The organism is Desulfallas sp. Bu1-1, assembly GCF_015594625.1.
Taxonomy (GTDB): domain Bacteria; phylum Bacillota; class Desulfotomaculia; order Desulfotomaculales; family Desulfallaceae; genus JADNRQ01.
The window spans coordinates 106,622-119,413 of the sequence record NZ_JADNRQ010000004.1; the positions used below are offsets into that span (position 1 = coordinate 106,622).

The following is a 12,792-nucleotide window of genomic DNA, read 5'->3' on the forward strand; positions in this document are numbered from 1 at the left end:
TGGTTTTGGGGTGAAAGCGGAGCAGCAAATGTTCCGTTTTTTTTTGCGTCCGCTCCACCACCCCGGAGCCTGGCGCTACTATTCCCCGGGTTTATTTTTACTGGCAACGATGCTATCATTTAACCAGCAGGTTAGCAAAATAAACCATCCCGGCTGGTGGAGGATCGATGAACAGGCCCCTGGTTGCCATTACCATAAGCTTTATTCTGGGTATTGTTTTCAGCCCGTTTGCCAAACTTGACTCCGGGGTTGTTTTGCTCCTGGCCCTGGTAATTTTTTGCATTGCCATTGGCTGTTATATTGCAGCCCGGCCGGATAGCCCCCGGGTTTTTATTTTGCTCTTTTTTGTGCTGGGCTGGGCTGTGGCGAGCCTGGATGCCGCCGGAACTCCGGAGGGGCCGGAACGCTTTGCGGGGCATTTCATTACGCTGGATGGCATGGTGGCCACAGAACCGCAGGTGCGAACGGGCGATGTCGTTTACCGCCTGGCGGCGGGAGCTGTAATTTTGGGCGACCGGCGGGTGGAAACCAGGGGCCTGGTGCAGGTAAAAGTTGAGGGAAACGGGCCGGTTTATAGCTATGGCGATCGCCTGCTGGCGCGGGGAGTTTTGTACCTGCCCCGGGCCCCGGGAAATTTCGGCGCGTTTGATTACCGGGCATACCTGGAGCGGCGCGGCATTAATGCGCTGATGAAGGTGAAAAGGCCGGAGGATGTGCGGCTGGTGGGAACCGGCGGTGGCAACGCGGCGGTGCGCTTGGCCCTGCGGGTCAAGCAAAGGTTGATCCATGAGGCCGAAAGAACCCTGGATGACCGGCAAACGGCGGTGTTGAGCGGGTTGTTGTTTGGCGGCAGGGGCGGGTTGGATGACGATATACAGGAGGTTTTTAACAGAACGGGTGTGGCGCATGTTTTAAGTGTCAGCGGGCTGCATGTCGGTTATGTACTGGCCGGGGTGTTGTTGTTGGCCGGCGCGCTGAATGTGCCGCGCCGGGTTATACCCTTTGTAGCCTTGCCGGTTTTAATATTTTACGCAGTCATGACCGGTGCGGGACCGGCGGTATTGCGGGCCAGTATCATGGCCATGGTTGTGCTGGCGGCGACGCAGCTGGGCCGGGAAAGGGACTGGCCCAGCGCCCTGGCCCTGGCGGCATTGCTGATTTTAATCGCCAGGCCCGCAATTTTGTATGAAACAGGTTTTCAACTATCCTTTGCCGCCACATGGGGCATTCTTTACCTGGGCCCGCCGCTGGGGGAATTGTTACACGGGCGGTGGGCGCTTCCCGGGTGGCTGGCTTTGCCCCTGCAGGTAACCGTTGCGGCTCAACTGGGTACACTTCCGCTGCTGGTCTACTATTTCAACCTGCTGGCGCCGGTGGCTCCGCTGGCCAATTTATTGCTGGTGCCCCTGGTGGGTTTGATCATGCTGTTTGGTTTTACGGGCTGCACCGCCGGAATTGTTTTCACGCCGCTGGGGGGGATGGTAAATGCCGGCACGGGACTGTTGATTGATTTTTTCCTCGGGCTGGCGAACTTGATCAACCGCCTGCCGGGCGGATCGGTTTACCTGGCGACCCCGCCCTGGTACGCCGCGTTCTTCTGGTATGCCGGTTTAATTTTACTGGTGGAAATGCTGAAAGGTAATGCCGGCCTGCCCGGAGCCGAAAGGACAAAAAGAATCGCCCCGGCTGCCGTGGGTGCGCTGCTGTTATTGCTTATATTATGGCCCTGGAGCGGAACCGGGGGACGAATGGAAGTGCACTTCATCGACGTGGGCCAGGGCGACAGCATCCTGGTGAGGTTCCCCGGCGGTCGAACCATGCTGGTTGACGCCGGCGGAAAGATGGGAGACCTGGAAGGAGGCAGGGTGGTGGGGGACGCAACAGTGGTGCCCTACCTGCGCCGCCTGGGGATCAACAAGCTTGATGTGCTGGTGATCACCCACCCCCACGGTGACCATGCGGGCGGAGTGCCGGCCGTCGTGGAGAAACTGGATGTGGGAGCGGTGGTAACGTCGCCCGCTCCCGGGTTGGAAGAGTTGTTGTCCGGCCATGCTTTTTCGCGCGTACCCGTCTACCGGGTGGAGGCCGGCCAGTCGCTGCAAATTGACCGGCGCGTGGAGGTGCTGGTTTTGGGCCCGGACGGCCGGTCACCGGCGGGGGAGGATTTAAACAATGCCTCGGTGGTGTTACGCCTGGATTATGGAGACATTTCATTCCTCCTGACCGGTGACGTGGAGGAAGAGGCCCAGCGGGCAATGCTGGCGGCCGGCCTGGAACTGGAGGCCGATATTCTAAAGGTTCCGCACCATGGCAGCCGCTTTTTTGAACCCTGTTTTTTTAGCGCTGTGTCACCGGAATATGCCGTAATCCAGGTGGGGGAAAGAAACCGGTTCGGCCACCCGGCCCAAGAGACTCTGGATGCTTTGCTGTACACCGGCGCGGAAATTTTCCGCACCGACCGGGACGGAGCGGTTATGTTCAGCACCGACGGGCGGCAAATTACGGTCAAAACGGCCAGGTAATCAGCAATTGCCAGTGGGCCCATTTAATTTCAAGTTTATTACTGGCCATGTAAAGGTAGGGTTGGTAGCGGATTATTAAATCAACTTGATTAAGAAGCAAAGGATTTTTTAAAAAAATTTATCAAAAAAAATTAAAATTAAAGGAGGATTTTGGGGTTGATTGAAGAATTACATACAATGTAAAACTCGGTTTTATATTATAAAACGGAGATGATTTCTAAGTGAAGGCCCATAAATCTTCCGAAAGGATTGTCCAGTCTGTAGAACGCGCTTTAACAATATTGGAGGCGTTGGGCGATAGCGGTGGTAGCATGAGTATCAATGAAATCAGCGAGCAGGTGGGCCTTCATAAAAGTACTGTCCACAGGTTGTTGGCCACCCTGGGAACCAGGGGCTATGTTCAGCAAGAGCCCCATACGATGCGCTATAAACTAGGTATCAAAGTTTTGGAACTAAGCAATCAGATGCTTAGTGGTATTGATGTATGGAAAGAAGCAGTTCCGTACATGCGGCGTCTTGCAAATACCACCGGAGAGGCTATTCACCTGGCTATTATTAATGATTACGAAGTTGTATACATCGAAAAAGTGGAAGGTACCAGCTCCATACCCATGTATTCCCAGATTGGAAAACGGGCACCCGCCCATTGTACGGCTGTGGGGAAAGTGCTATTATCTTCCCTTGCTAATGATGAAGTGCGTTTTATTATCAGTAAGAAGGGGCTGGCGGCAAAAACGGAGCGCACTATTGTGGATGTAAATCAATTTTTAAAGCATTTGGAAGAGGTTCGCAAATGCGGCTTTGCTATCGATGATGAAGAGCATGAGATCGGCATCCGTTGCGTAGCTGCTCCCATCAGGGATTACAGGGGCCAGGTGATTGCCGCTCTGAGCATAACCGGTTCCGTTAACCGGCTTACCCGGGAACGGATTTCGGAAATGGTGAATCAGGTCAAGGAAACTGCACGGTCGATTTCAAGAAGGTTGGGATGTTCATTTGAAATGTTAAGCTGATATTTACTTTTTAATTAATAAAACCTGGTTTTACAATGTAAAACGGGCACCAAGAACAAAATAATATTTAGGGAGATGTTTAGCCGGTGGTTAAATATGAACAAAATGAATCCGTGGCCACTATAATTATTGACAATCCTCCGTTGAATATTTTGGACGAAACTATTCGGATAGAACTAATGCGTTTGTTCGAAAAGGTTAAAGAGAATGAGGATGTAAGGGTGCTTATAATCAAGGGGGAAGGTTCAAGAGCTTTTTCGGTAGGGTCAAATTTGCGGGAATTTCCCCTTGAACGGGGTGTAGCCGGCGGGAGGGCCAAGGTCATTTTTGAACAACAATTACATGACCTTCTTGAATCTTTGCCCCAGGTAACTATAGCCGTTTTGCGCGGTTACGTGTTGGGTGGCGGGTGTGAATTAATGATGCCCTGTGACTTGCGGATTGCTTCTGAGGATGCGGTTTTTGGTTTCCCGGAAGTAAAGGTGGGGGGGTTCCCCTGTTCAGGCGGGACTCAAAGACTGTTGCGTTTGGTTGGGGTCAGCAAAGCGAAGGAACTGCTTTTGTTGGGGAACCAGATTACGGCCAAAGAAGCAGAAAAGCTGGGCTTGGTGAACAAGGTTGTTCCTGAAGCAAACCTGGATCATGAGGTTTTACTCTGGGTCAAGCAACTCCTTAACCTTCCGTGGCAATCGTTAAAGGCAATTAAGCGGTGCGTGAATGCCGGTGCCGTGGACCCGGCCAAGGGGAAAGAACTGGAAGTTGAAGAGTATGAAAAGGTATTTGTAACCTGGGATATGCGGGAAGGCATCAATGCCTTTCTGGAAAAAAGGGACCCTAAATTTCGTCATTGTTGACAAATCAACGCCGGTAAGCCTTTTGGGGTGGATTCCACAGGTAAATTTCAGAGAGGAACACGTTAATGACTAACTTCCTGATTTGGCTTTTCAGCCTCGGGCACGCTGTGGTGGACCTCTGCCAGGGTGCTCTTTCCATTCTCATGCCGCGCCTGGCTGAAAATTTTAATTTAAGTTATTTCCAGGTAGGCCTGGTTTCATTAGCGTTTACGTTGAGTTCGGCCATTGTGCAGCCCTTGTTTGGAGTTTTAAGCGACCGTTTTTCCATTCCCTGGTTGATACCAACGGGTTTGATATTATCGGGCGCCGGCCTGTCGTTGACGGGGCTGGTCCCCTCCTATAACTGGTTGTTGTTTGTTGTGTTAATGAGCGGTTTGGGGGTTGCAATCTATCATCCCGCAGGATCGAAATTTACCAACCGTTACAGCCCTCAACAACAAAAGGGTCTGGGTATGGCTATATTTTCCTTCGGCGGTAATCTTGGCCTCGGAATTGGTCCCGCGCTTGCCATCTTTGTCCTTGGAATTGCCGGGTTAAAGTCAACTTGGGGCCTGGTATTTCCGGGACTTTTAATCGGCTTGCTGTTCCTGGTCCTTTTGCCCGTGATAAATTCCGCCACCAATGGCAACGGGGGCTCGTTTGCTTCAAAGGTGCAAAGTCAAAATGTAAAAACAATTAATTTATTGCCATTGTTTTTACTGTTATTTTATATTTCTATCCGCTCTTGGATCCAGTCCGTGATGTTAAGCTACCTTCCCTTTTATTTTACGCTGGTTAAGGGGGTTTCCGAAGGTTACGCCGGGGGTATATTAAGTATTTATCTGGTGGCCGGAGCTGTAGGAACTATTATAGGTGGCCCAATTGCCGATCGATGGGGTCCGCGATCCCTGTTTATTGGTTCCATGGTTGTAGCGCTGCTTACCACTGCTCCCTTTCTCTGGGTTGAAGGCTGGCCCGTACCAGTTTTCGCAGCATTATCCGGGGCCAGTTTGGCGGCTAATTTCGGTCCGGGCGTTGTTTTCGGGCAGTATCTTATGCCCCAAAGCCTTGGATTGGCATCGGGACTTACCCTTGGGTTTTCGGTGGGTATGGGCAGTGTAGGGGTGACCGTGTTGGGGGTGATTGCAGACCATTGGGGTTTGGTTTCAGCAATGGGAATAATTTGCCTGCTGCCGGTAGCTGCCATAGCTGCGTCTTTATTGCTGCCTGATGTAAGGCAGAGTTTAACATAGCATCTACTTAACAGGTACATAAACTATAAAAAGTTGGGAGGATAAACATGACCGGAAAATTTTTTGACGAGTGGGAGGTTGGAGATGAGTATATAACTCCCAGCCGGACCATTACGGAAACCGACGTTGTAATGTTTGCTGCCATGAGCGGCGACTATAATGAATTGCACACCAGCAGGGAATATATGAAAGAAAGCCAGTTTGGGGAAAGGATTGTTCATGGTCTTTTGGGATTGGCGATATCACATGGGCTTTTGTTTCGCACCGGGGTTCTTGAAGGGACTGGAATTGCGTTTCTAGGTATCGAATCCTGGCAATTTAAAGCACCGGTTTTTTTTGGTGACACCATTCATGCCAGAGTGAAAGTCGTCGAGAAAAGGCCAAGTAAAAGCAAACCAGATCGGGGAATTATTAAAGTTTTAATTCAATTAATCAAGCAGGATGGTACAGTCACCCAAGAAGGTATTAAGACACTCATGATTAAGCGGAAATAGGTAAGAAGCATTTTGTGAAAATAATAAAACCCGGTTTTGTAATTCAAAACCAAATGGGTGAAACAAGTAAAATGTGAGGTGGTGTTTATAGAAAAAACAACCTGCACTGAGCACCACCGGTTCCGTGAATCGGTGTAACCGGGAATGCTTACGGTATAGTGATCAGATTAAGGAAGCTGCAAAGTTTATTTCTAGAGGGTTTGGTTGTGCATTTGAAAAATATTGACTTGTTTGCTTAAATGATAAAACGTAGTTTTATAATGTAGAACCGGAGGTAATACTTATGCAATTTACTTTAACTGAAGAGCAAAAAATGATTCAATCAATGGCAAGGGATTTTGCCCGGAACGAGGTTGAGCCTCTTGCTGCTCAAATTGATGCGGAAGATGTATTCCCTGATGAGCTATATCAAAAGATGGCGGAAGTTGGCTTGCTTTGCATGACTATCCCGGCGGAATATGGCGGGCCGGAAGCTGACATGGTGTCATACTGTTTGGCCCTGGAAGAGCTGGCGGTTGCCTCTGCGGCTACAGCCAACTTAAACCTTTTAACCATGCAAATGGCCGAATTTTTATATCGTTTTGGCACCGAAGAACAGAAGAAAAAGTATATCCCTCCCTTACTAAATGGAGAAAAAATTTGTTCCATAGCGATTACCGAGCCCATGGCCGGGTCCGATGCGGCGGCACTGCAGACAACGGCGCGCCGTGTGGGGGATGAATATGTCCTGAATGGTCAAAAAGTTTTTGTTACGGCCGGGGCCATGGCCGATATGGCATTAATTTTCGCCAAAACCGATAAGGAAAAAGGAAGTAGAGGAATAAGCGTATTTCTAGTCGACACCGATACGCCCGGTTTTAGCAAGGGTAAAAAAGAGCAGTTACTAGGTATACGTGGTTTGGGGACCTGTGAATTTGTCCTGGAAGACTGTGTTGTGCCGGCGGAGAGACTGATTGGAACTGAAAACGGTGGATTTAAGCTGGCGATGCTTTCCCTGAACACAGGAAGGGTAGTGATTGCTACACTGGCCCTGGGAATAGCCAGGCGGGCACTGGAGGAATCGATTGTTTATGCCGGGCAGCGTGAGCAATTTGGCCGGCCCATTGCTGATTTCCAGGGGGTACAGTTTATGCTTGCTGATATTGACGCTGGAATCAGCAGCACTCGCTTGTTGATCCATAAAGCAGCCTGGCAAAAGGACAACGGTATGGATTATTCAACAGCTGCCTCCCAGGCGAAACTCCTGGCAACCGACCTGGCGATGCGGGCTGCCACCGATGCGGTTCAGATTCACGGCGGCTACGGTTATACCCGGGATTACGTGGTGGAACGGCTTTTCCGTGACGCCAAGTTGACTCAGATATATGAAGGAACAAACCAGATTCAAAGGATGATTCTGGCACGGAAACTCTTTTCAGCGAGGTGAGTATAATGTCCGAAAATAAAAGCCCGTTAAGTTACATTAACATAGGTGAAACCGAGACATTTACCAAAACTATCTCCGAGTATGATGTCTATGGTTTTGCCGGTATTGTCGGTGATTTCTATGGTGTGCACCTGGATGAAGAGTTTGCCAAAAAAACTCAGTACGGGACGCGGATCGCACAGGGCGCCTTAAGTGTGGGGCTGATCTCAACTGTAATGGGTTATATGGCCAGAAGGTTTCCGCCGCCGGGGGCAGTTTCCTATCGTTATGACATAAAATTTGTCAAACCGGTTTTTATTGGCGACACCATTACGGCCAAATTGGAATTGGCGGAAAAAGAAGAAGAAAAAAGGCGCTGTATTTTTAAAGCTTACTGTGTTAACCAGCACGATGAGGTTGTGGCGGAAGGTAAAACTTACATGAAGGTGCTGGTAACGGAGGCCAGTTAAAGTATCAATTGTTTTTAAAGATAGAAAACTCTTTTCACCGATAGATAAAAACATTATCCATATTTTTAATAATTTTGAAGCTATCATGTGATTTTAACCCTAATTGGGGGTTAATTCCATGTGGTTTGGAGGTGATATGCCAAGACCCTTTTTCAGGTTTCATAATACAGGTTGTAGACTTCATAATTCTCATTAAACTAAGGAGGGAAAAAAATGTTTAACAAAAAGAGCAGGATATTGTTGCTGGGTCTTTTGGTTTCGCTCTTAATAGTTGGTTTGGTAGCTTGCAGCAATGGCGGCTCGGGGCAATCTGATAACAGCGGCGGTGATAAACCCGAATTTGTCTTAAAGTTTGGACATGACCAGGCATCGGAACATGCTTATCACCAGGCGGCGGTATGGTTTGCCGAGGAAGTGAACAAAAGAACTGATGGCCGGGTTAAAATTGACGTGTTCCCCAATGCTCAGCTGGGTGAAGAATCAACTATGCTGGACAGCCTGAAAATGGGTACACTTGATTTTTGCATTTCGTCAACATCAAATGCTTCCAGCCACGTGCCTCAGATGGGGCTGCTAAGTACTTCTTACCTGTTTAATGATGCGGACCACTTGTATAAAGTAGCTACGGACCCCGACATTATCAACAAATTCGATAAGCTGGTATCGGAAAAGAACTTGGGTTTTAAGCTGGTCACATTCCTGCCGAATGGTTTACGCAGCCTGTATGCCACCCGTGAAATCAAGGGGATTGATGATGTACAGGGTATGAAAGTGCGGGTCATGTCATCTCCCATTGAAACCAAGGTTTGGGCAGCCATTGGCAGTAAACCCACCACGGTACCTTTTAATGAAGTATATACCGCACTTCAAACTAACCTGGTGGAAGGAGCTGAAAACACTCCATCTTCCTACCTGACAGCGAAACACTATGAAGTAGCTCCCTATTTCATTGAAACGGGACATGAATGGCTAATGTCCGAGGTATGGATCTCCAACAAGACCTGGGAGAAACTCCCCGAAGATATTCGGAAAATAATTATGGAAACAGGGGCCGAGATGGCTCGATACGGTTTGGACAAGCAGCTTGAAAACGATGCCAAGGCCATGGAAGAGTTGACAAGCAAATACGGGGTAAAGGATATCAAGGTGGATGTGGCTCCTTTCCGGGAGAGGGTTAAACCTCTGCACGAGCAAATAGCCAAGGAACTTGGATCCGAGGATGTTCTGGCCCGGATTCAGGAATTGGGCAAGTAAGCTGGAGCTTGGCAGGATGTAATTTGCGTTTGAGGGGTGGCGCCAGCCGCCCTTCAAAACCCAGCTCCTTTGGAAGGGAGGTTTACGGTATGGGAATTAATCAAAAGAGCAATACATCCCGGGGACAGGCGGAACAGGCTGTGGCCAAGTTAACTGCTTTAGGTGATGTCCTTGAAAAAATGCAACTGGCAATAGGCAGTTTTTTACTGGCTTTCTTTTTAACTGTTGTCCTGGTGGACGTGGTTATGCGGGAATCGGGTCATCCCGTCGTTTGGCTGCAGGATGTGGCACGATTTGCCTTCATGTGGACGGTTTTTTTCGGGGCGGCCATTGGCTTTCGTCACGGAACGCACTACCGTATTGAGTTGTTCGCTGGAAACAAGTTTCTAACGCCGTTTGTTTTCCTCTGTCAGGCTATTTTTATACTTGTTCTAATCATTTACGGGTATCAATTTGCCATGATGGGTTTGGAAAGGGTGGCCATGCCCTCCGGCATACCAATATTCTATTCGGCTGTTTCCATACCCCTGGCGGGCCTGTTCATGCTGTATTACCTGGTGGAATCCATCAGAGTGTGGATTAATGTGCAACGGGGAGGGTAAAAATGTTCTTGATCGCCGTTCTTTTTATAAGCTTCTTTGGTTTATGTTTGCTGGGAGTTCCAATTGCTATTTCTCTGGCCCTCTCGGCGATGGTTACCGGCCTGCTGGCAGGCATATCACCCCTGGTGGTGGTGCAAAACATGTTTACGGGCGTTGATAGTTATACCCTGCTGGCTGTGCCCCTGTTTATGCTGGTGGGCGAGATTATGGACAAAGGATCCATAACCGAGCGCCTGGTTGCTTTCGCCCGCAGCGTGGTGGGCCATATTCGCGGCGGTCTGGGCCATGTTACTGTTTTTGCGAATATGTTGATGGCGGGCATTTCCGGATCCGGTACCGCAGATGCTGCGGCGCTGGGAAGCATCTTAATTCCGGCGATGAAAAAAGAAGGTTACCCGAGTGAAATGGCTGTGGCGGTAAATGCTTCGGCAGCCACCATGGGTCCGATTATCCCGCCCAGTATCATCATGGTGGTATACGGCGCATACGGTGGCGTTTCCATAGCCGGCTTGTTTTTGGGCGGCGCCCTGCCGGGTCTGATTGTCGGGGTAACGCTGATGCTGGTAATCTATTTTTGGGCGACCGCCAATAAATTTCCAACCACCGCCAGAGCCACGCTAAAACAAATATTTTCCAGCTTTTGGGACAGTATCTGGGCGCTGATTGTACCGTTTATCATTGTGTTCGGGGTTGTTGGCGGGGTATTTACCGCCACGGAAAGTGCCATGATTGCGGTAATATATTCCCTTTTGGTCTCAGTGTTTATTTATCGTGCATTGAACTGGCGTATTTCTTGCGAAGCTTTTAAAAAATCACTCGTAGCGCTGGCCAGTCCCTTGCTGGCAGTGGCAGGGGCAGGTGCTTTCGGTTATATTATGGCTTACTTGCAGGTTCCAAATTTAATCGTTGATTTGGCGGGGCCCGTAACCGACAGCACTTATGCGACCTTAATTTTTATTGCTGTTTTGTATTTGATCTTGGGAACCTTCATGGATGCTATTCCCGCAATAGTAATTTTTCTTCCCATAGTTCAAAAGATGATTGCTGAGGCGGGACTCAACCCCGTTCATGTTGGCGTACTGGTTACTGTTGTGCTTTGCTTTGGATTTTTGACACCGCCTTATGGGTTAACACTTTTGTTGAGCGCCGGCATTGGCAATGTTCCGGTATTGAAGGTTGTTAGAACTCTGGTTCCTTTTTACCTGGTGATGTTGCTGGTTATTGCCATGATAATCTTTTTACCTGATGTTGTCTTATTCCTACCCAGGTTACTGGTTCCCACGGCAGTAGGTGGGTAAAACTTAATATAAGATACGTTAATACAATATCTCTCAAATTGATATAAAAAAACGGCAACTGGAGGAGATGACATTGAGTAAAGTAACAAGTTTTGAATCGGCTGCAGGTTTAATTAAGGACGGGGATACCATTACCGCCTGTGCCTCGGCGGGGATGATGGTGCCGGAAGCTATGCTGGATGCCATTGAAAAACGGTTCTTATCTACCGGTTCACCACGAAACTTGACAGTGTTTTTCCCTATCGCCATAGGCGATCGGATCAGTCTGCCCGGTTTGGATCACCTGGCGCACAAGGGGTTAATTAAACGGTTGATCGGCGGGTCATATGTTTTGGGGCGTTCCGACGGCAGCGGCAATAAAATTGCCCGGATGGTGTTGAACAACGAAGTTGAAGCTTATAACCTGCCCCTGGGTACTATGATGCAAATGTTACGCGATACGGCGGCGAAAAAGCCCGGTACCTTTACCGAGGTGGGGTTGAACACCTTTGTCGACCCGCGGCAGCAGGGGGGAAAATTGAATGATATTACCAAGGAAGACCTGGTTGAGCTAATTGAGTTGGGAGGCCGGGAATGGTTATGGTACAAGCCGATACCCATTGATGTTGCTATTATCAGGGCTACCACTGCAGATGAGAACGGCAATCTTACCTTCGAGCATGAGCCCGCTACCCTGGGGATCCTGGCTCAGGTCATGGCGGCCAAGAACAATGGAGGAAAAGTAATCGCCCAGGTAAAAAGGGTAACTCAAAAAGGGAGCATGAACCCCCACGCCGTCAAGGTTCCGGGTATGCTGGTGGACGCTATAGTGGTTGACCCAAACCAAATGCAGGGAACACAAACAGCGTATGATCCCTGGCTATCCGGCGAGGTAAGGCAGCCGCTGGATCGCATTGAACCGATGCCTTTTTCTGCGGATAAGGTAATTGCCCGCCGGGCGGTAATGGAGTTTAAGCAAGGAATGATTATCAACCTTGGTTTCGGCATTCCAGGTAACATACCCAAGATTGCCGTGGAAGAAGGTTTTACGGACAAGGTGAGCTTTATCATCGAACAAGGTTCGTGGGGCGGTTTGCCGGTATCCGGCTTGCAATTCGGTGCTTCCGCCAACCCGCAGTGCATTATAGATTCCGGTGCCCAGATGGATTTCATCGACGGGGGAGGATTCGATTTGACCTGCCTGGCATTTGGAGAGGCCGACGCTAACGGGAGCGTGAACGTTAGCAAGCTGGGGCTGCTGATTCCCGGTTGCGGCGGGTTTATCAATATCGTCAATAACGTGCCCAGGGTAGTTTTCTGCGGTTACTTCACCGCCGGTGGTTTAAAGGTGGAGATAGAAGACGGCAGGCTTAAAATACTTCAAGAAGGGAAATTTAATAAGTTTACCGATAAAATTGAACACATAACCTATAGCGGCGAGATGATGCGGAAAAAGCAAAAAGAAGTGATTTACGTTACGGAAAGGGCTGTTTTCAAGCTGGTGCGGGAAGGGCTGGAAATCATTGAGGTTGCGCCCGGGATTGATGTGCAAAAGGACGTGCTCGACAAATTGACCATTCCGGTTCGTGTTGCAGCGGACCTCAAGACAATGGACCCTCGTCTGTTTCGTCCGGAACCGATGCAAATTAAGTTATAAAGTTTGGATTAA

The 12,792-nt window shown here is 49.2% G+C and carries 11 protein-coding genes; all 11 read left to right on the plus strand.

The window, feature by feature from the left end; translation table 11 throughout:
• Positions 1-167 precede the first annotated feature (167 nt).
• The 11 genes from IT084_RS06090 to IT084_RS06140 all read left to right on the plus strand — a co-directional run bounded on the left by IT084_RS06090 (position 168) and on the right by IT084_RS06140 (position 12,780).
• Positions 168-2,522 (plus strand): DNA internalization-related competence protein ComEC/Rec2, encoded by a 2,355-nt coding sequence (locus IT084_RS06090; protein ID WP_195711965.1) that lies wholly within the window; start codon positions 168-170, stop codon positions 2,520-2,522.
• 221 nt (positions 2,523-2,743) lie between these two features.
• Positions 2,744-3,535, plus strand: coding sequence for an IclR family transcriptional regulator (locus tag IT084_RS18820; RefSeq protein WP_313885432.1), 792 nt, complete (start codon positions 2,744-2,746; stop codon positions 3,533-3,535).
• Between the two features lie 86 nt (positions 3,536-3,621).
• Positions 3,622-4,389, plus strand: a complete 768-nt coding sequence (locus IT084_RS06100) for an enoyl-CoA hydratase/isomerase family protein (protein ID WP_195711966.1) — start codon at positions 3,622-3,624, stop codon at positions 4,387-4,389.
• Positions 4,390-4,454: 65 nt separating this feature from the next.
• Positions 4,455-5,621 carry an MFS transporter gene (locus tag IT084_RS06105; protein WP_195711967.1) on the plus strand — a complete coding sequence of 389 codons (1,167 nt, stop codon included), beginning with the start codon at positions 4,455-4,457 and terminating at the stop codon, positions 5,619-5,621.
• A 47-nt stretch (positions 5,622-5,668) separates the two neighbouring features.
• The gene (locus IT084_RS06110) at positions 5,669-6,115 is read left to right on the plus strand and encodes a MaoC/PaaZ C-terminal domain-containing protein (protein ID WP_195711968.1); all 447 of its coding nucleotides are present in this window, start codon (positions 5,669-5,671) and stop codon (positions 6,113-6,115) included.
• 283 nt (positions 6,116-6,398) lie between these two features.
• Positions 6,399-7,541 (plus strand): acyl-CoA dehydrogenase family protein, encoded by a 1,143-nt coding sequence (locus IT084_RS06115; RefSeq protein WP_195711969.1) that lies wholly within the window; start codon positions 6,399-6,401, stop codon positions 7,539-7,541.
• A 5-nt stretch (positions 7,542-7,546) separates the two neighbouring features.
• Positions 7,547-7,990, plus strand: a complete 444-nt coding sequence (locus tag IT084_RS06120; RefSeq protein ID WP_195711970.1) for a MaoC family dehydratase — start codon at positions 7,547-7,549, stop codon at positions 7,988-7,990.
• 213 nt (positions 7,991-8,203) lie between these two features.
• Positions 8,204-9,244 carry a TRAP transporter substrate-binding protein gene (locus tag IT084_RS06125; RefSeq protein WP_195711971.1) on the plus strand — a complete coding sequence of 347 codons (1,041 nt, stop codon included), beginning with the start codon at positions 8,204-8,206 and terminating at the stop codon, positions 9,242-9,244.
• A gap of 89 nt (positions 9,245-9,333) precedes the next feature.
• A complete protein-coding gene (locus IT084_RS06130; RefSeq protein WP_195711972.1) occupies positions 9,334-9,846 on the plus strand; it encodes a TRAP transporter small permease in 513 nt (170 codons plus the stop codon).
• Positions 9,847-9,848: 2 nt separating this feature from the next.
• Positions 9,849-11,144 carry a TRAP transporter large permease gene (locus tag IT084_RS06135; RefSeq protein WP_195711973.1) on the plus strand — a complete coding sequence of 432 codons (1,296 nt, stop codon included), beginning with the start codon at positions 9,849-9,851 and terminating at the stop codon, positions 11,142-11,144.
• A gap of 73 nt (positions 11,145-11,217) precedes the next feature.
• Positions 11,218-12,780 (plus strand): acyl CoA:acetate/3-ketoacid CoA transferase, encoded by a 1,563-nt coding sequence (locus tag IT084_RS06140; protein WP_195711974.1) that lies wholly within the window; start codon positions 11,218-11,220, stop codon positions 12,778-12,780.
• Positions 12,781-12,792 lie beyond the last annotated feature (12 nt).